Below are 24,917 nucleotides of genomic sequence, written 5' to 3'. Positions count from 1 at the left end.
TCTAAAATCTCAAGCAGGATAGCCGATCTCTAATAAGAGACTTATTGCAATAGGTAACTATGAGACCTAAAGAGAAATCAGGAAAAGAACGCCGACTCAAACCCCGGTTTAAGATCAGTCTGCATGTGAGAATTGAAGCTCAACTCATCGGCAGTCATTACAAATATGATTTTATAACCGAAGATTTGAGCGAAACTGGTCTTTTGATTCGCCACACAGGCAAGGGTCGGGTATCGTTCAATGAACTCAGTATCATCGAAGTGTGGCTCTACCCTCCTAAGCTGGACCCATTATTTTTCTATGCAAAGTTTGTCCGCTTCCAAAAGGACGACCAGTGTATGGCCATTCGTATCATTGATATCGAGCCAGAAGCCTTTAGAACCTACCACGACTTTATTATGGCCCATGCCTCAGAAGAAGTTGTTTATAAATAACATGCAATAATTAAAACCCTAAGCTGTCTTCTTCAGTGTTTGCACCAACTGGGAAGATGGGTAACTATGGATCAAAATCGACCGCGAAAACTAAATCAGAACGATCTGGTTGATAGTGCCATGCGCCATATGAAGCAAAACATCAGTAAATCTATGAGCTTAGATGATATCGCCAGGCATTGCAGAACCAGCAAGCCGAGGCTTACCAAGGCCTTCAAAGCCTGTCTCAAGATAACGCCTATGAAGTGGCTTTGGAAGGTGCGCCTCCTCCATGCCATCCAAATCATGGAGAATCAGCCTAAGTTAACTCTGGGCCAAATCTGCTATTTAGCAGGGTTCAATAGCCAGGCCCACTTTTCTCGTTTATTTAAGGCAACTTACGGCATCGGCCCGGCACAATTCCGAAAATCCAATGTGACTCCCGTGGATAGCACATTTGACTTTTACACTTTCTCTAAGATCTGCCGATGAAAGACTTAACCGCAACGAGGTTTAGTCGAGATCATGGATCAATCGTATCAAAATAGGCTACTTTCGGTCATTAGCGGCATCATGGACACTGTCCAGAGTGCTTTGATCATCACCGATCTAGACTGTAACTTTCTTTTAAAAAATCGCCAGGCAGAAGCCTTTGTAAAGGCCATCGGTAAGGACTCCTTCACTGAAGACATGAAAACTATCGCTGAGGGGCTTTCAGCTAATGTTCACAAGGTCCAGCAGCACCGCACGTACCGGATCAATGAGAGATCAACCGTGGAGCTAGATTATAGCGTATCCCGTATCGCTGATCAGAGCTTCTTAGTGTGGTCGCTTCACGATCGATCCAAGCAGTTTGCGGCAGAGAAGGAAGCTGAGATCAATAAACAAAAGGCCAACCACGCGGAGAAAATGGCATCGATAGGCGAGATGTCGGCTTCGATTGTTCACGAGATTCGCAACCCTCTGACGATTATTACCGGTCAAGTGTCTCTCGCCCAAGAGTATCTCAATAGAGACAAGATGACGAAGGAGTTTTCTCAGCGATTGATAGATCGCCTGGAAAAATCGGCAACCCGAATCAACGGCATCATCAAATCACTGCTAAACCTATCTAGGAATACAGGCAACGACGCGATGTCAAGCTTTAGCTTGAATGAGATCCTTGATGAGGTGAACCTTTTTGCCTCACTGAAGATTAAAGGGGCCAAGGTACCGTTATCCATCACCAAGCTAGAACCAGATGTCTCGGTAGTCTGCCACCCATCTGAAATCATCCAAGTTCTCATCAACTTGGTTAAGAATGCCAAAGAGGAAGTCTATCAGGACGAGAACCCTTGGGTCGAGCTTTCAGCCAACCTGCAAGAGGAGCAACTCCAAATCTTTGTCACCGATTCCGGAAATGGTATCCCTGATGATGTAGCCAAACGGATATTCGAGCCGTACTTCACAACGAAGACGATTGGTGAAGGCACTGGCATTGGGTTAAGCCTATGTAAGCGCCTGATTGAAGACGTTCATCAGGGTCGATTTTACCTTGATCGCAATCATCCGAATACGCGATTTGTCATCGAGCTACCACGCCGGATTGATAGTAAGCAGAGTGCTTAAGTCCTCTGATAGTTCTTTCGCCTTTCTCATCTGACCCAGATTCGTTACTATCATGCACCTAGCCATGAGGTAATTTGGACAAGGCTTCGCCTATGTGATGGATAATTGTTGATGGAGTTACTATGACTACTTTAAAAACTTGGCTCTTTATTTCGACGCTTTCACTTGCCACGACTATCCTGGCAAGTTCATTCGACCACAGCCACGACAAATGGACAAAGCTTCTAAAGACTTATCTAACTCCAGAGGGCAATGTTCGCTATGCCGCATGGAAGAAAAATACTAGCGACCTGGACAGCTACTTGAAGAACTTGAAGAATGTCTCCTACAAGAGCTACCAATCATGGACTCCTGATCAAAAGAAAGCGTACTTAATCAATGCCTACAATGCTTTTACCATTCGCCTGATCCTTAACCACTACCCAGTAGACAGCATCAAAGATATCGGCAGTTTGTTTTCCAGCCCTTGGAAAAAAGACTTCTTTTCAATTCTCGATGGACGGATCACTTCCCTTGATCCTATCGAACACGACTGGCTGCGGAAGAAACCAGAGTTAAAGGACCCAAGAGTCCATGCTGCGGTAAACTGCGCGTCCATATCTTGCCCCCCACTAAGGAACGAAGCCTTTGATGCTAATAGAATCGAAGCTCAGCTTAATGATTCCACCCAAGCTTGGCTAAAAGATTCGAGTCGAAATCAATTCAAGAAAGGCAAAGCCGAGCTATCCAAGATCTTTGATTGGTTCGATGAAGATTTTGGTGGTAACGACAAGGGAGTCTTGGCATTTATTGAAAAGCATAGCCCAGAACTCAGAAAAATCCTGGGTAAAGACCCGTCTATTTCATATCTCAGCTATGACTGGGGTCTTAATAAGGCACCATGACTGTGGCTGAGAAAAACTCGGGAGATGATCAGGTTCTATCACCATAGCGATACGCTTGGTAATTTGGTTCCTGATAGCCTGCCTCTAAGAAGCTGACAACCTCTGATGCAGGAAGATGTGGCGGGACTAACTGGCCGCTGTCGTGAAGATCCGCAAAGCGTTGCCGGTGAGGAAAAATCCGGGGATCAAATGCTCTGACTTCCTCTTGCATCGCTGTATCGATCACTCCTGGTTCGTAGCTTAAAACCTCCAGATCTTGGTTTTCAGCCGCCATCACTTCAGATGCGGCCTTCAAAGCCGATTTTCCTGCGCAATAGCTAGCCCAACCCTGATAGGGTTTTCGTGCCGCGCCTGAAGAGATATTCACAATTTTCTTTAGTTTAGAGCCACAGCTCAGCTTCAGGTAGCCCATCAACCACAAGGGAACCGTGATATTTAAGTTATTAGCTCTTTCTAAGTCCTTGAGTCTCGCACTCTGGAGAGGGCCCACAGGCTCGATAGTGCCAGCATTATTGACGAGAGCAACTTGATCAAAGGTATCAAATCGCTTCTTTGATAGGCTCTTCTCTGCTAAAGACCGCACTGCCACAAGGTCACTTAGATCAATGCTTTGGTGATGATAAGACTCTCCGTAATCTACATTTTCCCGGCGGGCAAAGCCTAAAACATGCCACCCCTCATCGAGAGCTTTCAGACAGATCTCTTGTCCAAGCCCTGAGCTTGTTCCTGTAATTAATACTAGCTTGTCGCTCATCGATAATCCTCGCTATTCAGTCATATACTCTTGTAAAACTGAATTAGGCGATTTTTCGGGCAGAGTCAATGGTGTGTGTGGCAGGGTCAGACGAAGCTTTTTCGAGAAACACATGAAAGGTGGTGCCGTGACTCTCTGGAAACTGCTCTATCGCCCGACTTTCGACCTGGATATAGCCACCATAAGCCGCCACTAAGTACTTTACTATTGGGAGACCAAAGCCTGTCCCCTCCTCACCATCAGTGCCCAGTCGAGATGTCTCTTTAAATTCATCAAACACATCTTTTTGCAGCTCTTTGCTCATTCCGATCCCTGAGTCACACACCTTCACGTGTATTTTTTCGTGATCGATACTCACCTCTACCAAGATCTCTGAATCCGGCTTTGAAAATTTAATTGCATTGCTGATTAAATTATTGAATACATCATTGCGTAAAGTGGTTGGTTCTGCCAGAACTTGCAGATCCTCATGGGCTCCGAAATCAAGCCTGTAGCTTATCCCCTTTGCCCTTAACTTGGATTCAAAAGTCGTCTCCACTTGATCGAGGACAGCCCTTAGTGAAACATTGCTGACTTCAACTTTGAGTTTAGCCGACTTCATTGCCTGAAGGTTCTTCACGCGAATAAGGATCTCTCGAATATCGGAAGACGACTTGTGGATCTTGCGCAAAACACCGGCGACTTTTGGATCGATAGTTTTGAAGGTCAAAATAGCTTCACTCATTCCATGAATGACTGTAAGTGGATTAGCAATATCGTGAGTAACGATTTTGAGAAGGGTATCAACCTTTTTAGTTTTTGATTCTAGTTCCCAGGTATTGATTATCAAAAACTGCCACACAACCATTGGTACTAAGGCTTGAAACACTAGCGCTCCAGAAACTTTAAACGTATAGTCATCAGGAAGCCCAGCCCCATAGCCCGCGATGAGATCGAGATACACATTGAGTAGGAGGAGAGTCCATTGACACCCACTGCCAAAGAGAACTCCAAACCTCCTCGCAAGCAATCCTCCGGTAATTGGCAGTATGGTAAGCCAGTACCAGCCAGCATCGTACATGCCGTCTTTGAACCCAACCACCAGAGCGATCGCTACTGTCGTAAGGGTAAGAATCGCCATCATTGAGTGACGCAAACTGCGTTGATAATATTGCACCAAAACCGGAAGGGTATAGAGTAAGCCAAATGCAGCGAGCCTGATAGCGAAGGGCTCCTGGCCCGTAACAGCCAGAATTACTGCCATAAAGCAAGCGGTAAATATCGCGATGAATGAGAAGATAAAGACTAGCTTTTCTTGTGGGCCCAGGCGTTTTAGTTTTTGCTTGATGGTAACGATATGCATTCTTCTTCCCCATTCACAATTGGAATCGGTTACAAAATGCAATCAATTGAGGAATATCTTTAGGCTGTGTTAACCCTATGACAAGTACTATGTACAGGGTAGTGCAAGCCCATTATCGGTGTTGATTCGAACGTTGCTGTTAACAGTGACTCCAGCCGAGAACGTGTCAACAGTGGCTGGATCTAGACAGCCATTTTGCATAACACGAAACTCACCGCCCACAGTCGACAGGTTTAAGTCAGTAATTGTGGCTAGGGAATCGTTATCATTTAGTTCGAAAAAGCCACCCACTGAATCTAAGGCTGCTAGATCGCTCAAAGAGGTAAGCACCTCAAGATTTACGAATTGGAGGTAGCCACCGATACTCGTGACTGCATTCAGGCCACTCAAACTCGCCAAACTGCTGCCGCCGTTGTCTGCGTCGTTGCCCATTAACTTCAGATTACCTGGAATGGTCGTCAGGTTCGATAGCTGAGATATATCTGCCAGGCTTAGGTTGAATGAAAGCTCTAGATCGGTGCCAACTCCAGTAAGATTCTGCAATCCATCTAAACTAGTTACCCCAGTAGTAACAATGTAGACATATCCTTTCGTGGAGGTAACACCCGATAAGGCGGCAATCGACGTGAGATTTGCAGAGCCATTCACTTCAAGGTCGCCTCCAACCTCGCCCGTAACTCCTGCAAGCCCAGCTATACTGTTGAGATTCTCATTGAGAAGCAATTTAAGATCGCCAGCAACTGTTGCCAGATTTTCAAGCCCTGTGAGAGCAGTGATCTGTGGATTTTCTTGAATGATCAGGGCACCGACTCGGGTAAGCGCCGTGAATCCTGTGGTTCCTGTCAGAACCGGGTTCTGACCGATCGACATCTGCCCTGTTACTTCAGTCAGAGCCGAGAAGTCTGCCGTAGTGAGTAGGGTATTTACAGAAATATCTAAGTCACCACCTATAGTCTGTATCCCCTTTAGGTCCAGTGACACTAGCTTATCATTGGTGCTGACGAAAACGCTGCCCGCTGAACTGGTAAGCCCCGCTAGGCTTACCTGGGTTAAGTCCTGATTACCGGATATAACGATCTCTGCCAGATCACCTACCGCCCCGCCAAGGCCATTTAAGCTAGTGAGATTGAGGTTATCACGGATATCGAGACGCCCACCAATGCTGCTGATGGCTCCTCCCTCGATGAACCCCGTCATCCCAATATTCCCGGTCAACTCAAGGCTTCCACCAATCGAGCCTACTGTTTTTAAAAAGTCTACATTTGGTAGGTTGTTGTTATCTTTGATTCGCAAATCACCAGCAATTGTATTTAAACTGGTGAGTTCCACCGAAGCCAAGTCCTTGTTTTCTATCAGAACCAGATCTTGAACCGATTGGATACTGCCTAAGCCTTTAATTTCGCTAAGGGCTCGGCTACGATAGATCAGTAGGCTCCCACCGATCTCTGTCAAAGTCCCGAGCTGAGCTACGTCCGCAAGCTGATTATTGCCGTCGATAAAAAGGTCATTCCCGATTGATGTTAAGTTCGCGAGACCTTCAAGACTCGGTAGGGTGGGATTTCTTGAAATACTGAAGTCTCCGCCAACCCTCTCTAGCTTGTCTAATCCCTTTAATGAGCTAAGTTCCTCGTTGTTCAGGATGCTAAAGTCACCTTCCACTTGCTTCAATAGAGCGAGGCCACTGAAATCGCTCATCCCGACATTATAGTGAACGTAGAGATTGCCCCGTATCACTTCACAGCCGCTAATATCTTCTAGCTTGAGATCTGAATTGTAGCTAATGAATGCATCGCCTTCGCAGTTGACTGGATCGAAGTTTGCGGATATCTGAGCACCTGATGTCTCAGCATTTCTCTTGTCAGACTTAGAGCCACATCCCTGAGTGACAAAAACGGTAGCAAACGAGGCAGCAAGCCAGATAAACTTTTGTTTCAACAGTCGATCCCCCAATGTAGTGTTCCGATGCCGTTATCGGCAGAAACGGGCAAAGATCTGAGAAATCTTAACTAAATATAATATTATCATAAACTTAAATCACATTTTTCTACCCTCTCACCTGGCTCTTGTAGCTGACTTCTAATCCATACCCAAAGGGATATCAACTTCATGCCAGGTTTGAGCCGATCCGATTGGTGAAAGCGGAAATGTCGAACCTAAATCTACTGAGGCTAAACGTGAATAAGAAAAACTTACTTGAGAAAATCATCTGTGAATTGGAGCAGCGCCTTGTGATTCTCACCCACTCAGCAGCCGATGCAGATCGAGAGTCGCAGCAAGAGCAAAATGTCCCCCTTAGCCAAATCGATCATCGGGCCCTCGAAGCATCCATGCTAGCCAGCGCTCAACTGGAGCGAGTCCGTGAGGCTCAGCAAGTGATACAGGTGTACCGCCAGCTGCCCGTAAGGCCGTTCCAGCTTGGTGACGAAGTCCAGCCATCAGCTTTGGTTGAGTTAGAACATGACGGGCGCTCTTACTACGTATTTCTCGGACCCCAAGGAGCCGGGACAGTGGTTGACTTCGATGGGCATCCTGTGGAGGTCATCACTCCGCACTCACCTTTGGGAGAGGAGCTGCTGGAAAAGCAGGTGCATGACGAAATATTCGTTGAATCACCACGTGGGATTCAGGAGTATCGGATTAAAAGTATTGCGTAGGTAATGGCTGAAGCCTCATCACCATGAAGGCCTTTCAAGGGGTCGCCGATCTCATTAACTTTAGAATCCTGCCAGGGCTAATCAAACACAAATATTGTGAAAGCCTAAGCTCTTATAGCTAAAACCGGCTAACTCTGCTAGAAGTTCCCTGGACAGATCCGCTAAGTTTTTTTCGAGGAAAGAAATGAAAATAGAGATGCAGTCAATTGGCTATGTTGAAAACCCAAGAAAAGAAATTCAAGACGATTATTGGGGACAGGTCGAGAGTAAAATTATTCTCGATGAAACTATATTCAAACCAGATGCGACTGCAAACCTGGAAAGCTTTTCACACCTAGAAGTTATATTCTATTTGGATCGTATCAGCGACGAAAAGATCGAGCTGGGTTCACGGCATCCAAGGAACAACCCTAGCTTTCCCAAGGTCGGCATTTTTGGACAGAGAACGAAAAACCGTTTCAATAAAATTGGAGTTTCACGCTGTAAGTTATTAAAGGTTGAAGGACTAACGTTAACTGTAAGAGCTTTAGACGCCATCTCCGGTACACCCATCCTTGATATTAAACCTTTGCTAAAAAGCTTTCTACCTGAAGACGAGATCATTGAGCCCGACTGGACCAAAAATGTGATGAAGGACTACTATAAAGACTGAGCTTTCTCATGCAGAATAAGCCACCGAAACTTCGCGCTGAATTCAATATTTTGAACTATGCACTCTTCTTGCCAAGGACCAGCTCGACAAGATTCTGAAGTTCTTCAAGGTTCGGCGGTTTAACGAACGCAGCTGCGACACCAAGCCGCTTCACATTAGTCAGCTCGTCCTGATAGCCTGACATGGCGACAACGGGAAGACGCTTGTCAAACTTGCGGAGAGATTTGATCATATCAATACCATTCATGTCAGGCATGATTATGTCGGTAATCACGATATCAGGAGAGTGCTCGCGGATCTTTTCTAGACCCTGGCGGCCACTGCTCGCTTCAAGCACTTCATGCCCCAGGGCATCGAAAAAAGTCTTGAGAAGGTCTCTCAGATCGAGGGTGTCATCGATTATAAGAATACGACTCATAATATCCCCAGTATTTGCTCCTAACCCTAATATCGTCAGGCTTTAAGAAAAATCGATCCGCAAAGCCAGATTCCCCTATAAATTACTGAAAATATTTGAATATATTTGCTATATTTTATCAATATTTGGTCCTATGCCGAGCACTGCATACTGCCTCAGGCTATGATTTGCAAGGGCGGCACAGAATTCCTAGAGTTTGGTGATAAACTGATCAAGATCTTTGGTGGTCCTAAATGCGACGAAAGCGAAGTATGACAAGCGTCCAAAGCAAACAAGAAATCTCTCACGACGAGGCTCAGCAGTCTCTCGAAATTATAAGCTCCGCAGCTGGTTCGAAAGAAAGCCCCATCAAGCTACGCAAGCTTGGAACGTATGTTGGAGTATTCCGACCAACGATTCTCACTATTTTTGGTGTCATGATGTACATCAGGATGGGCTGGGTTGTTGGACACGCAGGCCTCATGGGAGCCCTTCTCATTTTGTTCATGACATTTATCATCACTGGGACCGCTGCCCTCTCATTCAGCTCGATCACCACCAATATTCGCCTTAGAGCAGGTGGTGTCTTTGCACTCGTGAGCCAATCACTTGGTCTAGAAGCAGGAGGAGCTGTCGGCTTACCCTTGTATTTGGCCCAAAGTTTAGGGGCATCGCTCTACATATACGGCTTTGCCGAAGGTTGGACCTATCTTTTTCCAGATCACGACTCAAGGATAGTGGTTGCCTGCACCTTCTTATGTGGGCTGATCCTATCCATCATCAGTGAGAACCTCGCCTTAAAGATGCAGTCGCTCGTTTTAATCGGGGTTGTATTTGCCTTAGGAAGCATGATCGGTGGATTCTGGGGCGTTGAGGAATTCCGAAACCCGCAGCTCTGGGGTGATTTTGAAGCCGGAAGTATCTGGATTCTCTTTGCGATCTTTTTCCCAGCCGGCACCGGGATCAAAGTCGGTGCCAGCCTTTCGGGAAAACTCGAAGATTCTCGGCGCAGCATTCCCCTTGGTACTATGTCCGCGTGGATCGTGGCACTGATTACCTATGGTACGCTCATGGTGTGGTACAGCGTTGTCGCATCCCCTCAGGAGCTACAATCCAACTATCTTATTGCAACTGAATACTCACTTTGGGGCCCAGCAGTTCTCATAGGCCTGCTCAGCTCTTGTTTTTCAGCTACATTAAGCTCGCTTGTCGCAGCACCGAATGTGCTTGCCGCCCTTGGTCAAAACAAAATCATCCCCAAGGGGGACTTCATTGCGAAAGAGAGCGTAGGAGGTACTCCCCGAAATGCGATGGTGATCAACGGCATCTTTGTAGGAATCTCGCTTTTGTTAGGCGACCTCAACCGGGTTGCCGCCTTGATCACCATGTTCTTTTTGTTAACCTATGCAACTCTAAACATCGTCGTACTCATTGAGCAAAGCCTTAATTTGGTATCCTTTCGCCCAACATTTAAAGTTCCCATCTGGGTTCCTGCCCTTGGTACGATCACGAGCGTGTTTGCAATTACCGTGATTCACCCAATTTTCGGCCTCATGGCTCTTGCGATCGTCATTGCCCTCTACATCTACCTTGAACGAAGACAGCTAGAGACACCATGGGAAACAGTTCGATCAGGAATCTTTATAGGCCTGGCCGATTGGGCTGCCAGGCAAGTTCAGAGTCACAAAACCGAGGGAATGGAGCGAGCTTGGAAGCCTGATATTTTGGTCCCGATCAAATACTCCCAACAGCTTCAAGGTGAGTATCGATTTCTTTTGTCTCTAGTCGCCCCCAAAGGATCGATTCAGGCTCTAACCGTACGTAGTAAAAACCGGGCCCCTGACAACAAGCGTTTAGCAGAAATCATCGACTACTTTCGTGCTGAAGGTCTATTTGCAACTCACGCCTTAGTCGACTCAAATACCATCGATCATGGAGTTGAAATCGGTATTTCGATACTGAAGGGTAGTTTTTTCAAACCCAACATCTTGTATATCGACACCTCTCATCTTAACCAGGAGGAAATAGCGGCACTTTTTGAAGTGGCCCACGAGCATCAGATGGGTGTTGCCATGCTCGTTCTCAATGGCCAAACCTTATTTGGACGAGAGAGAGAGATCAATATCTGGATTCGGGATCAAAGCCCGGATTGGACTTTAGGCTTGAGACTCGCCAATCTTGACCTCGCCATTCTCCTAGGCTACCAGCTCAACCGCAACTGGAAGGGGAAAATCAACTTAGTTACTGTGATTAACAAGAAAGAGAACATCGCGCCAGCTCACGAGTTCCTCCACTCGCTGGCAAAGGATGCTCGTCTTCCCACGAATACCGATATTTTTCTGTACCACGGAGAATTCGAGAATCAAATTGAGCATGCCCCTCGGGCCGATGTCAATATCTTCGGTCTGTCACGGAATATTGGTCCCGATCGCCTTCGAGACCTGGCTATTAAAACCAACTCTTCATGTCTTTTTGTACTGGACTCTGGCAACGAGTCTGCTCTTGCTTGACTTGCAAAAATTTTTGAATTTTTCAGATCTAGTTCATACTCGTTTGACAGCCAACATGGATCTTTTTAAGATATTAAGATAGCAACATCTACATATCCGGGGGTTCCATGATACGCTTGCTTTTAGCAGCAATCGGCTTCCTCTTTTGGTCTCCAGTCACTAATGGTATTCAATTCAACCGGTATCACGATGTGTCGTATATCAACCGTTACCTGCATCAAGTTGCGCGGCATCACCCTCATGTTTCAATCCACCGTTTGGGATTGTCTACGGAAGGCCGACCAATCTATTATGTCTTGATCACAAAGTCTAGGGCTCCCGATACGCCGGTGATCTATGTGAATGGCACTCATCATGGCAATGAAAAAGCATCCACAGAGGCAAGCCTTGGTGCCATTGACTATTTGTCTCGAAAGCATCGCAACATCATCATCGATCGGCTCCTCAAGAAGTACGTTTTTCTAGTCCATCCCTTGGTCAACCCTGATGGGCATGCCGCCAATAGTCGGCTCGGAGCCAATGGCATCGATCCCAACCGAGACTACCCTACGCCGTTCTCTCGATCCGAGCCATTTCAGTTAAGGGAGACGAAACTAGTTTCTAGCCTTATGAAAAAGTATCGCTTCAAAGCGTCTGCGGCACTTCATTCAGGGATTGAAGCTGTTCTATGGCCATGGGGATCCTCGAAAATTGCTAGCAATCATGCAGAGGTATTTCTAAACTTAGGGCGGGTTGTTGCTCAAGCTATGAAAGTTGAAAAGTATCAGCAGTCCTATCATGACTACAAAACTACGGGCGAGTTCATCGATTATGCTTACAAAGTCTATGGGACCTATGCCTTAACTCTAGAAGTCTCGGAAGAAGCTAGTCCGTCACCTGAAAAACTTCCGCTGGTGGTTTCGCGATCGGTAAAAGGTTTAATCGCATTAGCGTATGGCTTGGATCGGGTCGAGCTTTCTCATTGACCATCTATTGGCTTGGCTTTTGTGCTAAAATTTCCTCAACCCTTAAGTTAATCTTTTTCTTAAGATCTTGATAGTAATTTTCCGTTCGCCATTGGTCCCTATTTTGCGGTTCCAGTTGGCCTTTCGCATACACCAGCTCTTCCGTACTCAATTCATTGTCTATCTTAAGATCCGGATATAAACTCTTCATCTCCTCATAAGTTGCCAAGTACTTCTCCAGATCTTTTAGATTATTATCAACTCGATTGAGATACCTCTTTGCACGGAAGTAATCCGACAAGAAGCTCGCACTTTGCCTTCGGTAGTTTTCTACATCTTCATCTCCAAAGTCACCCTTCAATCGCGATATAGCATTTGCATAGTCTTCAAAATGCTCCATGAGCTTGCTGTGCCATTGTTTATGGCGATCGATCGAGTCAGTATTGTCGGAAAACCAGACAACATCATCGGCAGTCGATGATAATATGTTGGTCCTCGCCTTTAGTGGGTCTTGAAGGCTAGTTATCAAGGCCTGTTCACTATCGAGTGTCCTTTGCAGGGTTTGCATTTTTGCCTCAAGATCGTCCTGAGATGCTGCAAGCTCCAAATCCGTTGTCTCTAGATTTTTCTGGAGTTGTACTATGTATGCTTGTAAGTTTTTTAGCTCCTCTTTCACTTCAAAGCATTCAGCTTGCTTACTCCCTTGATTGCAGGCTAGGTACTCTATTTTTGTACCTTGCTTTGATATCTCGGACTTAGTTACTTTCTTTCTTTTACTGACATCATGATTTGTCGTCTTACATGATACAAGCACCAAAAAAATCGATAACAATACGAACTTGATCATTTTATTGCCTCTCTAAGCTTTTGAAGTACAGTTTCATACTCACTCGAAAAATAGCTTGCAAATGATTTTTCGTATGCAGATGGCTTCCACTTCTGACGAAACTCATCCCCTAAAAACTCCTTAGCAGAAGCCAGTTGTTCCGGCGTGACGTTCGTTCCCACTTTTGGATATGCTTTAGCAAGCGCTTCATAACTGCTGATTTGATGCTCTAGTTCATCAATGCGATTGACGACGTTCTGCGCACGCCCGACAAAAACCGCCCAGGAACGCTCACATAGCTGCCTACTTCGTTCATAATTGGATGCATTTACACGATTGATTGTTACCGCGAGTTTGGCTTTTGCAAAAGCAAATCGCCTTAACTCTCCTTGATGCCTAGCGACATCACTACTCAATGATTGTTCACTTTTTTCTAGACCATGATTTAAAATAGTATCGGCAGCAGTGTCTTTTAACCGCCTTGCTGCCTCTAGTGGATCAGAAAGGTCCTTCATCAAAAAATTAACCCTTGCTGAAGCTAATCCCAATCCTTTTTCCTTATTTGCTACTTGTTCTTTAAGTTTTGATAGCTCACTTCCCTTACTTTCCAGTTCCTTTTGAATATTATTAATCTGCTCCGCAAGTTTGGTAAATTCTTCAGCAGTTTCCTTGCAAGCTTCGCCAACCATATCCTTAGTACAGGCAATATACTTTACAAGTTTTTCTTTGCCGATAAGTTGATGTCCCCAAAGAATTCCCAAAATACATAGTAGTGTTTTCATCAATCAACAGTCCTTCCTTACATTGAGCAGCATGATGCTCATACAAGACCTAGCTTAGGATGCCTTACCTAAAGCCCTAGGCGCATGAACCAGACCGCGAAGAAAAACGCGGTCATCAAGATCGATTTCAGTTCCGGTATTTAATATCTCACCTGTAACCTGCCCTTCTTCCAACTCCTGATAGGGGTGTTCATCTTCAATTGCGAAGGTATAAAAGAACAGGTCAGGGCTCTTCTCATCTTCGAAGGCCTGTTTCATCTCCCGTGCCAGCTCTACCACCAAACTATTCTTAAATACCAGGCACTTTTCTAGGTGTTTTTTGGCCAGTTCCCGGTCACCCTGAAAACTATATGACAGAGCTAAATTGTATAGCAGCACTGGCTCTAGAGAAGCCGCTATCTTACTACCATGGATAAGATCAATGAGTGTTTTGAATAGGTTTATACCACGCTCTTGCATCTTATTCTCAAAGTAAACCGATGCAAGATTGTTACTATCCTTGGTAACAGGCTCCCAATCTTCATCTTCCATATCAGACTTTGCAGCTTTCATCTCATCTAAGGCTAAATGTACCTTAGCTGCTGTGTGGCGAATCCAAGGATGCCCTCGATCAATCGCCAGAGCCTCATCAACCACCTGGGCTGCGTTTTCTAAATCACCGAGACGCGCATATGCCTTAGCAAGAATCCCTAGGACTAAAATACTTTGAGGGCTCTTCTTCTTGATACGTTTAAGGAGATTGAGAACTCCTTGAAAATCCCCAAGCTCAAGCAAGCAACGAGCCATCAAAGTATCAATCTTGATAGAGTTCACTTTCGAGTCGAAGTTTGCTTCCATTAGAAGGTATTTTGCATCCAAGTAGTTGCGTTCAGCTAGATCGATTTGGGCCTTAAGATACTTCTCTTTGGAAGGGTCACGACTGGATACCTTCAGATACTTTTCAAAGTATCGATAGGCCCGCGCAATGTCCTTCTTGCCAAGTCTCTCAAAAATCTTACTTTCGATTCCCAGAGCTTCGGTAGGCTCTTTACTCTGAACCAAGCACCAAGATATCCCCATAGAACTGAGATGGCGGCTAGCTTTCGTTGGTAGGACTTGAGCCACGCTGTACTGGTTGATAATTTGCGACTCTTGCTCTCTAAAGCGGTCTGCGTAGACTATCACCGGGAAGTCCCAAGCAGACGATATTTTAACTCTTTGTAGGAGGCAGCTACCATGGAGACCTTCAAGTTTCCAATCCATGAGGAGAAGATCAACCTTTTCTTTTGCTAGAACCCGCCAAGCATCCTCACCTGATTCAAAACAGTCAACACGCTCGAACCCAAATTCCTGTAGCATCTCCCGATGGCTGTTGCGCTGATCGAGTGAGCTTTGGACGATGACTGCATGTTTGACCTGGTAGCGTTGGGCAAGAGATTCCGTCTTACTTGGCTCCTCACCCAGAACATTGCGTCTAACTTCCGCAATCTGTCCCGCCAGGGACGGTTCGAAATATTCAATCTCACGCAATAGACTCTTACCCTTTTTTCCATGACCGGCCCGGATATATGCCTCTACCAGATGGAGTTTGATAACGTCTTCATAGCGATAGCAGCGGATCATCTGCTCACAAAGATCTACCAGCTCGTCCCACATGGACTTTTGTTTAAGATAAGAACGATAGAACATATATGGGATCATAGCTGCAAGCCCATTGACTTGCCCTACCTTTCTCTTGAGACGCCAAAGACTCTGACGACTATATTCCGCTACTCCTTTATCAGGGTGCCAGCTAAAGAGACCTCTGGCGAAGGCATCTGGTAGGAAATGGGTTTCATTAACCTGAACGAGGGCACTGAAGACCATAGGGTGACCAATGGGCTGAGAGTATATTTCATCTAGAAAATCACAGAGAAAGGCTCCTGATTCGTCTTTGAATGTGGAGAATACCCAATGAATCTTACCTTGCAATAAGAATGGCTCAACCTCCTCAAAGCTTGAAAAGCCCCTGACCTCTTGAAACTTAAGGCCATCAAAGGCTGATAGCATTTGCACTTTCTTCGATTCAGACGAGCCAATCACTCCTACCCGGAGATAACCATTTTCAATGAGTTTCAAGTTGAATATCATTAGTGATCCACACAGTGAAAGTTCTCAAGTATCTCTAAAATGCTCGAAGGCTTTTCCCCTTGACTACCACTACCTTGAAGCAAGCAAACTCCAGCTCGGTGGAATACTGGCACTCCTGGCGCAGTCAGTCCCATGGGTTTTTTTATCCATCGAACCGACATTTTTAGCTGTATCCCTCCCCCAACTTTGAGAAGGACCTGTTGGTCAACTTTGAGTGAGGGCTCGACGATCATCCCCAATCCCCGTGTCGAAGCATCGAGAAAAATCGCATCCAAAACTTGTCCCTTTTCTAGTTCTAACCGAAGGGGGACCAAGCCATTCAAGCTGTAACGAACCTCCGTTCGCCTCTCTTGCATCAGCAACGACTCGTTGATCACGATGACCTCATGAAGCAATTCTATCTAAAGGTTTATTCGGCGGGATTCCTGCAAAACTTAGTTTACTATGGTCTATCATGGGTAATTAGCGGCAAGCCAAGATCAACAATACAGAGACGAAGAGTCCGTTCACCGTTCAGTTGAATAAAAATAAACCACCTTCACGTATCGGCTATCCTCTTTAAATCAAGAGCTTTTATATATATTTTCTGAAAATGTCATAGTCTTGAGAACGTTCGACTTGAAAGTCATAGGCCAATATTAAAGGCTTAAAGAATTTGTCTTTGTTCATAGAAGTCCACTTTACAATTGACCCTCAATTGTTTCATTGATACTCATCGCTTTTCAGAAAATCACAACTATACGGCCTGATTTGAAAGGTATCTATTCTATTGAGGGATCGAATAAGGGGGAGTATTTATGTATCGAATCACGCTTATGGTCAGCGTGGCTTCTATAAGTCTATACCTTGACCAAGCCAAAGCAAGCGTCGTAGACACCTACGGAATAAGCCCTAGAAGCGTCGCTCTCGGGAATGCTGCGACAGCTGGTGGTGACAGAGCTTATGCAGCCTACGCAAACCCAGCATCACTTACAAACCAGGACGGCACTTCAGTTAGCGTAGGCTATCAGCTCACAAAGCTCAATTTAAAGGATCTAAATGATTCTTCGACCGATGATCAATCGGGCTTACCACGTTCAAGCTATCGAGCGTCGCAAGCTTCTCCCTTAACTGGGACTAATTTTGGCTTGAACCTAGCACTAAGCCCAGCATTTCACTTTGGAGTTGCAGCTTACTTGCCGTCAGACAATTTTGGGCAGCTTTCAGGCAGTGCTCCCAATGAGTTGAACTACCTAAGATTTGCAAATCGCCAGCAGCGACCTGCGATTTATACTGCTTTTGCAGCCCGTTGGCATTCGTTCTCCATAGGAATCGGCAGCTACTATACCTTGCGGGCCAAAGGTAGTTTGGATATGGCCCTCAACAATAAGGCTTCCGCTGCACGTTTTAATTTGGACATGGTCCCTGTGTTAACTCCATACGGGGGACTCCAGTGGCGGCAAGAAACATCTTCTGGGTTTTGGTCACTCGGTGCAAGCTATCGAGCCGCTCAAGAAACCGAATCTAAGATTGATACTCGCCTTGCAGTGGGCGCTACAGGTGACGATAGTAGCTTAACGATTCCTGTGACCTTGCAAACGAGGCTCGTCCCATTCTACGATCCAGAAATTTTCAAGTTAGGCTTTGCCCTTCGCAACGGATCAATAGGCTTTTATACTTCAATAGAATGGTCTAGGTGGTCGGGCTTTGAAGCACCTCTCGTCTACCTCGACGGCGAAGACATTGCTAGCTTAACCCAAACACCTCCCGGCTCAAACCTTAGCCTTGACGATACTTGGAGTTACCGCTTCGGCTTTGCCTATCAACTTACTAGCTTTAGTGAACTCGCTCTGAGGCTGGGTATTGAACATCATGAAAGCGCCAATCAAAGCACAGGCCAGGAAAAGGTCGTTGATCTCAATCGTACGGTTATAGCTATGGGCGCAGGTTTAAAGGTATTTGAATCCTCCTTACCCGAAGGCCGTTCTGCCTATCTCGATATTTGTGCGCAGCATAGTTTCCTAGATGAAGAAAGACTAACAATCACTGGATCTAAGGTCGGAGGTAGTACAGACACGTTCTTGGGGGGGGGTTCGCTATGACATTTGACCAAAAGTTTGCATTGTTGAGGTGGGGATCAATCCTTACCGTGTTCAGCCTACTCACGGCCTGTGGTCGAAGCTCGTCGTCTACGGAGCACGACACATGGGATGACCAAAAACCCTCTAGCGCTCAGCTTGCTTGTAGCGAGATTTCTATCCTCGGTGATTTAGAATTGTCAGGAAACTACGTTTACAACATTTTACACTGTGCTTCGAATCAGAGCAGCTCTGGCACAAGCTCCCTTCCAGGCATTCTCAATGCCATCGACAAGCTAAGTCCAGATGGCATTCAAAGCCTCATCGACCTCCTCCTATTGCCTAATCCAGAAGGGCAAGATCGAGAAGAGGTATACCCATTCCTAACTGTATTGAGTGTAGCCTTCGATCGGGGCATGAATGATCAGGAACGAGACTTGTATCTTGCTGAAGAGCGGCTCTACGATCTTCAAAACCTTTTACTTGGAACCAACCTGAATCGATCGCTAGAGCTGTTCGAGCGATGGAGCCATCAGGGGCAACTACGGCCTCTACTAGAAACGTTTGGGGTCTTTCTGTCAGATATCCAAGACGGAAGACTAGGAGCACTAAGTCAAGAATTGCTTCAAGGGCATGCTATCCGCCCACACCTTCTGCCAGTCACAATTGAAATTTTGCGAAAACGAAATCTATGGCGCCTTATTGAATCACAGCTGACACCAAAAAACACGATCCCACTTACAGCCCCTCACCAAAAAGAGATCATGAAGTCTTGCTTAGAGACATGGGCAGATACAAATCCCGCTAGCGAGGATGAAAATTGCCTTGAATCAAGTGATATTCAACTAATTCCCAACGATCAAATTACAACAGGCCTAGATCATTGGGAATCGTATCTTGAGGCAACGGGCGATACATCATTAAGGGCAGTCATAGGCAGCTTATTCCAAATCATATCCTATATTCAAGGTCTCCCCCCAAAGGAGCGTTTGGATAGCACTCGAAAACTTCTCCAGATCAGCGACGACTTTTTAAGTACCCAAGGTCAACCAATAAAAAACTTAGTTGCATTTCTCTATCAACTAAACGAAAGCAGTGCAGCAGATTTCAAATCTTCTGCTGAAGCTGCTAAGAAACTCCTTGAGCCAGCGTTCGATCCGACCTTGAACAAATTGAGAGCTAAGGCTGGAACTAGTATACTCACCGACTATGGAATCCAGTTAGTCCGCCAAGGTGGGGTCATTCCAGGTTGTAATGATCTTACACTCCCGAGCTTAGAAGAAAAGTTTTCATCCTTCGATGAGGCTCAAGAACTGCTTGGATCTTATTTCAGACCTCACCTATCTTGCGGCTATCTACCGCCAATGGTCGCTGCTATGGGCCACAAGATGGGTGTTCAACTTTCTTTCGATTGCAGCTCGTCATCGGCAGAGCCCATGTGTATCCAACTCCCCCTCGACGCTTACACAAAACTCTATGCGCCTGAGCTGACATTTAGAAGCGATAGTGAGGAAGACCCCAAACTCACGCAAGCACTAGTTGTTGAAACCCTGGCTGAGACTATTAACGAATTGCAGCGAGATCCTTACTACCTTTGGAACTGGAATCTGAGTTCGGGACCTGTCTATGATGTTAAACGCCTGGAAGGCCTTGTCGGCTGGAGTCAAAGCCAGCAAGGGGGTATTTACGCAATAGATATTATGAAAATTGATCAACAGTTGGAGAAAGAGGGCTTACTTTTCTCAAGAGATTTTCTAGAGCGTCTCCTCGCTATCAAAGTTAAAAAGCTCGCAAGTATCGGCGAACAATTCTATCACCTAATGCCTGATGGCGAGACCATGGCCGCAGACAATCGAGCCAGCCGGGTATTCGCAGGTCTCTACACCGATGGACCGATGATTCAAGTCTATCGCGATAGGTTTCAACATGAAGGAATTCTTGAAACACTGCCCGCCTCATTAAAGACAAGCTTCCAGACCAATCCGAGTCGATTATCACTAGTTCTTTCTAAATTTAAACAAGTCGATTCCATCTTTAAAAACCCTCATAGTAACCGACAGGGGCAAGCTGAAGTTCAAACAATCACTCTGGGGTCAAATGTTCTCAATTATGTTGGTTTTGATGATAGTGGCTACATTCTAAAGGACACAAATATCATCTCCCCCAAGCAAGTATTTGCAGATAAGCCTTACATCGAAATAGGTCATCAAAAACCCTGGTCTCTTTGGAGTAAGCACCTTCAAAGCGGCGGTTTGAGTACCAAGGACATTCCTTTGGCAATCAGCTCTATTGGCGAACAGATTGTCAGCGATTTCGAATACTGGGCCATCCTAACCGCCATGCCTGACTATTCTAGCCCCAGTGCCTGGCGCGCTACTCTTTACGATCAAGATCGCAACTATCAAGCTGTAGATAAGCAATTCTTCACATCTTCCCCTTACTCCCGATCCGAAAAGCGGATGATTTCACTCTATATGCTTACTCACTATCTCAAGGCTCCTCTATATATTCCTGGGTCATACAAGGCTTCTGGCCAAAGACTCTATAATGACCATGAATCCTGGCGAGCATTTACAAACCTCAGTTTCTTAGCTGACCCAACGAAACAGCTTTTTCCCTGGACCATATTCCATAACACCTTTCCAAAGGTTTTAGGAAGTCATGATAGCCTCGAACAGATCCAAGAAAACATTCTCCCTCCTCCCGAGGATATACGAGACAGCATCTTTAGCCGGCGGTTTGTCTTTCGTCGAAATCGCAATATGTCTCAATTTAAGGCGAGTACTTTTCGAACGGCTGAGCAACTTAAGCTTTTTTCAAGCTTAAACCTTCTAACTTTTACTGGAGATCGTTCCATAGCTTTAGCACAACCAAGTGTGGCTATTCTGGATCGCTACTGCTACCAGGATCGCAACTCTAGCCTTGCCGATCAACCTTGTCCCATGAACTTAACTCAAGAGACCGATGATGAAATACTAGCTCATGGTGTCTTGAAAGACTTTCTGGCTCGTACTCTAGCCGCCAAGTGGTGCCCATTGCTAAGCTCACCTGATTGGCAAGAGGTTCTTGAACTAAAAGTAATCGACCAGGAAACTTGCAGATTCTCAGCGGGCCAACTGTTTGCGATCAATCACGATGGATTTCCGCATACCTTCGGCAAACAAGTACTCGCTGATATACTGAACCTTGGGAAAAACCCAATTCTTCGCCCGGAACTACATCAGCTAACCAGTAAAATCCGCTTCGAAAAGGTAAAGGCTGCTAGGTGGAATCATAGCGCCGATTACTGGCTTAGAACTCACAATGGTTTGCTGAGTCAGAAATCAGGATCCCAAGATTGGTACTTCCAAATTTCAGCTCTCAATTTTCGCATTGCTAATACAAGTCTCCTAGAAAGCTATACTGGATTCTTAGAAGAACTCATGGGATCAGCAAGGTTCAATGAGCTTAGCAAGCAATTGGCTCTTCGCAGCTCAGACAACAATTCCAGGCCTGTTATTCGCGAGTTACTACAGATTTTTGTAGACCATCAGAGTAAACTCGAAGAAAAGGGTGGCAGCGCCGTGGAGCTATTTGTGAGTTTAGCTCATAGTATCCTAAGCGATGAGCACCTCCGTCACACTATGATTGCTACTTTAAGTCATCACAGTAGCCCAAGCTCCCACGAATTCTTAGCCACGGACTTTCCCGCAGCTGTTCAAGGCCTCTTCGGGCTCTCTTTTGATTGGAAAGATAAAGGCTTGCTCACCAGTCGTTTTCTAATCAATCGTGATGTAATGTTTGGCATCCGGGATCTACTGCTAGTCTTTAATCACCAGCAATGGGATAAAACCTTTCTATCCTTACATCAAGCAATGGCCAATCTAGGGACAGTCCAGGAGCAGGCTAGAGTTATTCAAGTTCTTGTCAGATGGATCACAACCACAAGCTTGAGCTTCGATATGGAAACGAAGGAGCTAAATGCTGATGGCTTGGAAAAGCTGTTCGTGGTCTGGAATCAAACGTCGTGGGGTGAAGACCTAAGTCAAAAGCTAAACCTATCGTTTGATGGAATGTCGATTCCACTTCGGGGGCTATCCAATCAAACCCAGGGTAATTTCTTAAGCATTTCAGAAGAGCTGACGTTGCCACTATTAAAAGCCTGGCCAAAGATTGCCAGGCTTCATTTGCAAGCACACGACAGTTTTGAACAAGAACTGGGCTTTTGGAGTTCATTAGCCCTTGACGTTTTGATTCCTCTTCATCAGAATGCCGATGGTTCTCAAGCTCTAAATAACTTGATCAAAGATCCGCGTCTTGGGTTTAGCAATAAGCTCTGGGTCGACGGCCTTCGGGACGCTCGTAGTCTAGCTCAGTTTGACAAGGCTATTGCCGCAATTTCGCGGGCTAGAAGAGACGATTGGAGTCAGTGCATCAAAGATATGGATACACTTCTCCCCCAGCTTTCAGCGACATTGCGCTTTGTCCATGAGCGAGGCCAATGGCATGGACTGGGTCACGAAGAACTTAAAAACTCGTTCCAGTCTCTGCTACATCTTAGTGAGAACAAAGAGGGCCTGCTGGATAAGCAAACCGAAGTGGTTGATTTTTGGTTAACCGCACCGTCCTTACTCTACGATTAGTGGTTTTATTTCGGCTCTCTCCAGGGGTGAGAGCCTTTTATTTCAATTACAAGGGGTTACTAAATGAAAATTGCAATGATGGCACTGGGCTTAAGTGTATCAACCTTAGGATTTGCAAAAGCACTACCTGAGGCGCCAGCAGACTGCCTCGACAGTATTCAGCTCAAGGGCTTTTGTTCTGATTTTTCCGCACCACCATTGGTTGGCTCTGTGAAAATCAAGTTCTTTGTGGCAGCTGAAAAGTCTGATTTTCCCACTGTGGATAGCGCTACTAGCCGTTACCTTGACTTTGTCGCATGGCCCGGTTACGCGCTCGCGTCTGGTACGGACAATTTAGAGTTCAATCAAAGCGCTGTTCTTGCGCCGATTCCAGCACAAGGAGACCAAGCAGAGATCCTTCGCCACTACGCTGACTATCGCATTGCAGCACCAATCGTTGGCTGGCAAAATGTCCGCGTCTTGACTCACAACACTGTCGTCAAGACCTATGATGGTGCTTTAGCTTCCTTAGAGTTTGTCGTGCAAAATCAGGGGCCGCAAGAAGTACCTGCTGGCGCCGCTGAACTCGATGGCTCGGAAGGAGTTAAAGATCAAATTGGTTCGGTCCATGTGGTCGACTGCAGCACTTCAGAACTTTGCACGAGCAATCAGCATCTATTGATCTATGAATCTACAGTAACCCCTGATATTAATATACTACCAACAATAGCAGGTAAGGCTATTCAAGACGGAATCGAAGGTATCATGATTGGAATGTTCCTGAACGTTGATAATGGCGATGGCGACATTCTATAGATGAACTGACAAATTAGCTGAACTTAGTTTTAACGAGCCATTGACGCTTATTGAGCAAGAGATTACAGTATCGGCTGCTTGTTTGGATCAAGCAGCCTTTTTCTATTATTATTAAGGAGTTTTCCGTGGCAGGGGCAACACGAGAAGAGACTTTTGACATACCAGCAAAGCAATTTTACAACGCACTTCTCGATTACGAGCACTATCCCAAGATCTTGTCTGAAGTCGATAGTATAGACGTTCTAGAAAAGGACGAACATCAGGCGAAGATTCAATATAATATCCACATCGTGAAAAAAATCTCCTATACCCTGAAGATGACTCATGATAGACCTCGGCGGGTGGCGTGGGATCTACACGCTGGCAGCCTGTTTAAGAAAAACTCGGGCGAGTGGCTCATCGAGGATCTTGGGGACAAGTGCAAGGTCACCTATAGTGTGGATGTAGCCTTAAAAGTGTTTGCTCCAAAGGCAATCACAAGTAAGCTTGTTTCTGTCAGCCTACCGCGGATGATGAATGCCTTCTATGAGCACGCAAGAAACATGTAGGCATATCAGACAAAATCAGGGCATTTACAATCGAGCAAAGGTTAAAATTTCAAAATCTGTGACTAAAGCAGGAGTCTGCAACGAGGTACCTGCCTCGTCGACGGCTATGTAGCATTGATCCCAGAGCTGGCGGCTGCCATCCTCTTTGAAGCTTGTTTTACCAAGCCTGTCTGCAGACCGACATAGAAACATGGGGTAGAAAACCCCACCACGCTCCTCGCTACCTAGCACCACGGGAGTCTTGCCACTGGCTTCAGACTTAGCTAACCATATCAAATCGAATCTAGGATCAGCTTTTACATAGCGCAGCTTCTCAGACTGTTGGACAACGGTATCCCCATATGCAAACACACACTGGTCATCTATCTGTTGCCCCCCATGAGCACCATCCTGGTAATCGGCGACACAGTGTTTTTCCCCGGCCTTAGCATCCTGTTGCTCTCTCGATGTAGTAAAAGGTAGTTTAGCCAAATCGTTTCCTGATCCGATAATTTCAGTGGCGATGGTAATATCTTGAGCCGGCCCAGATGTTTCAACCAGATCACCGGTAAGATCCTGAAGGACCACTGTGATAACAAACTGATCAAGGTCATCGTGCTTCACTAGTTTGTGAGGGTAGTCAGAACAGCCTTGAGCCCCACCTGAGCACGTATCAAGAACTAGCTCACCGGCTTTGAAGAATTTCAACCTTACTGTCACGTATCGACCTTCCGTAAAACGATACTTTTTAAGATCTAACATTAGCTCTTCAAAGGCCTTAGGCTCTTTAAAGGCAATACTATGATCGACCATGGATTCAGCTTCTTCCTTCGGATTCGCACAGTTCAAGCAGGTAATAGAAACTGTCGCTTGGTCATAGCCATCTACCTTCACCTTAGGGGCACCAATCATGATACTGGATAATTTCGAGCTACCTGGCTCGACAACTGGACCCAAGACTTGCTTCTTGCATGAGCTTAACCAAACTATGAGTAACCCGACAAGACAGATTCCTCTCACCTTCGCCTCCTTGCATTAGAG

General features: G+C 45.7%; 21 protein-coding genes. 12 read left to right on the top strand and 9 right to left on the bottom strand.

Translation table 11 applies throughout. From position 1 onward, the window contains the following. The first annotated feature begins 59 nt into the window (after nt 1-59). The 4 genes from B9N89_RS27680 (at nt 60) to B9N89_RS27665 (ending at nt 2,905) form a co-directional block, all read left to right on the top strand. Nucleotides 60-434 carry a PilZ domain-containing protein gene (locus B9N89_RS27680; RefSeq protein WP_132324908.1) on the top strand — a complete coding sequence of 125 codons (375 nt, stop codon included), beginning with the start codon at nt 60-62 and terminating at the stop codon, nt 432-434. A 66-nt stretch (nt 435-500) separates the two neighbouring features. Further along, complete coding sequence (locus tag B9N89_RS27675) at nt 501-905, top strand: helix-turn-helix domain-containing protein (RefSeq protein ID WP_132324910.1); 405 nt, start codon at nt 501-503, stop codon at nt 903-905. 33 nt (nt 906-938) lie between these two features. Next, complete coding sequence (locus tag B9N89_RS27670; RefSeq protein WP_132324912.1) at nt 939-2,021, top strand: sensor histidine kinase; 1,083 nt, start codon at nt 939-941, stop codon at nt 2,019-2,021. 122 nt (nt 2,022-2,143) lie between these two features. Then, nucleotides 2,144-2,905, top strand: coding sequence for a DUF547 domain-containing protein (locus B9N89_RS27665; RefSeq protein WP_132324914.1), 762 nt, complete (start codon nt 2,144-2,146; stop codon nt 2,903-2,905). Nucleotides 2,906-2,933: 28 nt separating this feature from the next. On the opposite strand, the gene B9N89_RS27660 is transcribed toward B9N89_RS27665, so the two are convergent. From B9N89_RS27660 to B9N89_RS27650, 3 genes are all read right to left on the bottom strand, one after another. Further along, nucleotides 2,934-3,659 carry an SDR family NAD(P)-dependent oxidoreductase gene (locus tag B9N89_RS27660; RefSeq protein ID WP_132324916.1) on the bottom strand — a complete coding sequence of 242 codons (726 nt, stop codon included), beginning with the start codon at nt 3,657-3,659 and terminating at the stop codon, nt 2,934-2,936. A 43-nt stretch (nt 3,660-3,702) separates the two neighbouring features. After that, the gene (locus B9N89_RS27655) at nt 3,703-5,001 is read right to left on the bottom strand and encodes a sensor histidine kinase (protein ID WP_132324918.1); all 1,299 of its coding nucleotides are present in this window, start codon (nt 4,999-5,001) and stop codon (nt 3,703-3,705) included. Between the two features lie 87 nt (nt 5,002-5,088). Continuing rightward, complete coding sequence (locus B9N89_RS27650; protein WP_159455686.1) at nt 5,089-6,936, bottom strand: receptor L domain-containing protein; 1,848 nt, start codon at nt 6,934-6,936, stop codon at nt 5,089-5,091. 239 nt (nt 6,937-7,175) lie between these two features. Here B9N89_RS27650 and B9N89_RS27645 point away from each other — a divergent pair, with 239 nt between their 5' ends. After that, the gene (locus B9N89_RS27645) at nt 7,176-7,655 is read left to right on the top strand and encodes a GreA/GreB family elongation factor (RefSeq protein ID WP_159455685.1); all 480 of its coding nucleotides are present in this window, start codon (nt 7,176-7,178) and stop codon (nt 7,653-7,655) included. A gap of 184 nt (nt 7,656-7,839) precedes the next feature. Next, the gene (locus tag B9N89_RS27640) at nt 7,840-8,307 is read left to right on the top strand and encodes an SAM-dependent methyltransferase (protein ID WP_132324924.1); all 468 of its coding nucleotides are present in this window, start codon (nt 7,840-7,842) and stop codon (nt 8,305-8,307) included. A gap of 55 nt (nt 8,308-8,362) precedes the next feature. Here B9N89_RS27640 and B9N89_RS27635 read toward each other — a convergent pair whose 3' ends face one another. Then, nucleotides 8,363-8,725, bottom strand: a complete 363-nt coding sequence (locus B9N89_RS27635) for a response regulator (protein WP_132324926.1) — start codon at nt 8,723-8,725, stop codon at nt 8,363-8,365. A gap of 233 nt (nt 8,726-8,958) precedes the next feature. Between B9N89_RS27635 and B9N89_RS27630 the strand changes: the two genes are divergently transcribed. After that, nucleotides 8,959-11,214, top strand: coding sequence for an amino acid permease (locus B9N89_RS27630; RefSeq protein ID WP_132324928.1), 2,256 nt, complete (start codon nt 8,959-8,961; stop codon nt 11,212-11,214). Nucleotides 11,215-11,321: 107 nt separating this feature from the next. Next, nucleotides 11,322-12,179 (top strand): M14 family metallopeptidase, encoded by an 858-nt coding sequence (locus B9N89_RS27625; protein WP_132324931.1) that lies wholly within the window; start codon nt 11,322-11,324, stop codon nt 12,177-12,179. Between the two features lie 4 nt (nt 12,180-12,183). Here the strand turns inward: B9N89_RS27625 and B9N89_RS27620 are convergent, their stop codons facing one another. The 4 genes from B9N89_RS27620 to B9N89_RS27605 are packed head-to-tail and all read right to left on the bottom strand — an operon-like array spanning nt 12,184 to nt 16,252. Next, nucleotides 12,184-13,005, bottom strand: a complete 822-nt coding sequence (locus tag B9N89_RS27620) for a coiled-coil domain-containing protein (RefSeq protein ID WP_132324934.1) — start codon at nt 13,003-13,005, stop codon at nt 12,184-12,186. Further along, nucleotides 13,002-13,766 carry a hypothetical protein gene (locus tag B9N89_RS27615; protein WP_132324937.1) on the bottom strand — a complete coding sequence of 255 codons (765 nt, stop codon included), beginning with the start codon at nt 13,764-13,766 and terminating at the stop codon, nt 13,002-13,004. Before B9N89_RS27615 ends, B9N89_RS27620 begins: the two co-directional genes overlap by 4 nt. Before the next feature lie 54 nt (nt 13,767-13,820). Next, on the bottom strand, nt 13,821-15,863 hold the full coding sequence (locus B9N89_RS27610; protein WP_159455684.1) for a response regulator: 2,043 nt from the start codon (nt 15,861-15,863) through the stop codon (nt 13,821-13,823). An 11-nt stretch (nt 15,864-15,874) separates the two neighbouring features. Beyond that, nucleotides 15,875-16,252, bottom strand: a complete 378-nt coding sequence (locus B9N89_RS27605) for a PilZ domain-containing protein (RefSeq protein ID WP_132324941.1) — start codon at nt 16,250-16,252, stop codon at nt 15,875-15,877. A gap of 420 nt (nt 16,253-16,672) precedes the next feature. Between B9N89_RS27605 and B9N89_RS27600 the strand changes: the two genes are divergently transcribed. From B9N89_RS27600 to B9N89_RS27585, 4 genes are all read left to right on the top strand, one after another. Further along, nucleotides 16,673-17,956 (top strand): OmpP1/FadL family transporter, encoded by a 1,284-nt coding sequence (locus B9N89_RS27600; RefSeq protein ID WP_132324943.1) that lies wholly within the window; start codon nt 16,673-16,675, stop codon nt 17,954-17,956. After that, nucleotides 17,953-22,554 (top strand): hypothetical protein, encoded by a 4,602-nt coding sequence (locus B9N89_RS27595; protein WP_132324946.1) that lies wholly within the window; start codon nt 17,953-17,955, stop codon nt 22,552-22,554. The genes B9N89_RS27600 and B9N89_RS27595 overlap by 4 nt, the downstream gene beginning before the upstream one ends. Before the next feature lie 63 nt (nt 22,555-22,617). Beyond that, nucleotides 22,618-23,349, top strand: a complete 732-nt coding sequence (locus tag B9N89_RS27590; protein ID WP_132324949.1) for a hypothetical protein — start codon at nt 22,618-22,620, stop codon at nt 23,347-23,349. A 125-nt stretch (nt 23,350-23,474) separates the two neighbouring features. Beyond that, nucleotides 23,475-23,897 (top strand): type II toxin-antitoxin system RatA family toxin, encoded by a 423-nt coding sequence (locus B9N89_RS27585; protein WP_159455683.1) that lies wholly within the window; start codon nt 23,475-23,477, stop codon nt 23,895-23,897. Between the two features lie 24 nt (nt 23,898-23,921). Here the strand turns inward: B9N89_RS27585 and B9N89_RS27580 are convergent, their stop codons facing one another. Next, the gene (locus B9N89_RS27580) at nt 23,922-24,896 is read right to left on the bottom strand and encodes a hypothetical protein (RefSeq protein WP_132324955.1); all 975 of its coding nucleotides are present in this window, start codon (nt 24,894-24,896) and stop codon (nt 23,922-23,924) included. Between the last annotated feature and the right edge of the window lie 21 nt (nt 24,897-24,917).

It is taken from the genome of Pseudobacteriovorax antillogorgiicola (genome assembly GCF_900177345.1).
Classification (GTDB): domain Bacteria; phylum Bdellovibrionota_B; class Oligoflexia; order Oligoflexales; family Oligoflexaceae; genus Pseudobacteriovorax; species Pseudobacteriovorax antillogorgiicola.
The sequence above is the reverse complement of the archived record's forward strand: the minus strand, read 5'-3'. Positions and strand labels throughout refer to the sequence as shown.

What these genes read in the sequence shown, in the direction of transcription:
- B9N89_RS27640 (WP_132324924.1), top strand. Translation starts at nt 7,840, where the DNA reads ATGAAAATAGAGATGCAGTCAATTGGCTATGTTGAAAACCCAAGAAAA.
- B9N89_RS27655 (WP_132324918.1), bottom strand. Translation starts at nt 5,001, where the DNA reads ATGCATATCGTTACCATCAAGCAAAAACTAAAACGCCTGGGCCCACAA.
- B9N89_RS27600 (WP_132324943.1), top strand. Translation starts at nt 16,673, where the DNA reads ATGTATCGAATCACGCTTATGGTCAGCGTGGCTTCTATAAGTCTATAC.
- B9N89_RS27675 (WP_132324910.1), top strand. Translation starts at nt 501, where the DNA reads ATGGATCAAAATCGACCGCGAAAACTAAATCAGAACGATCTGGTTGAT.
- B9N89_RS27595 (WP_132324946.1), top strand. Translation starts at nt 17,953, where the DNA reads ATGACATTTGACCAAAAGTTTGCATTGTTGAGGTGGGGATCAATCCTT.
- B9N89_RS27670 (WP_132324912.1), top strand. Translation starts at nt 939, where the DNA reads ATGGATCAATCGTATCAAAATAGGCTACTTTCGGTCATTAGCGGCATC.
- B9N89_RS27635 (WP_132324926.1), bottom strand. Translation starts at nt 8,725, where the DNA reads ATGAGTCGTATTCTTATAATCGATGACACCCTCGATCTGAGAGACCTT.
- B9N89_RS27615 (WP_132324937.1), bottom strand. Translation starts at nt 13,766, where the DNA reads ATGAAAACACTACTATGTATTTTGGGAATTCTTTGGGGACATCAACTT.
- B9N89_RS27590 (WP_132324949.1), top strand. Translation starts at nt 22,618, where the DNA reads ATGAAAATTGCAATGATGGCACTGGGCTTAAGTGTATCAACCTTAGGA.
- B9N89_RS27660 (WP_132324916.1), bottom strand. Translation starts at nt 3,659, where the DNA reads ATGAGCGACAAGCTAGTATTAATTACAGGAACAAGCTCAGGGCTTGGA.
- B9N89_RS27665 (WP_132324914.1), top strand. Translation starts at nt 2,144, where the DNA reads ATGACTACTTTAAAAACTTGGCTCTTTATTTCGACGCTTTCACTTGCC.
- B9N89_RS27630 (WP_132324928.1), top strand. Translation starts at nt 8,959, where the DNA reads ATGCGACGAAAGCGAAGTATGACAAGCGTCCAAAGCAAACAAGAAATC.
- B9N89_RS27620 (WP_132324934.1), bottom strand. Translation starts at nt 13,005, where the DNA reads ATGATCAAGTTCGTATTGTTATCGATTTTTTTGGTGCTTGTATCATGT.
- B9N89_RS27680 (WP_132324908.1), top strand. Translation starts at nt 60, where the DNA reads ATGAGACCTAAAGAGAAATCAGGAAAAGAACGCCGACTCAAACCCCGG.
- B9N89_RS27625 (WP_132324931.1), top strand. Translation starts at nt 11,322, where the DNA reads ATGATACGCTTGCTTTTAGCAGCAATCGGCTTCCTCTTTTGGTCTCCA.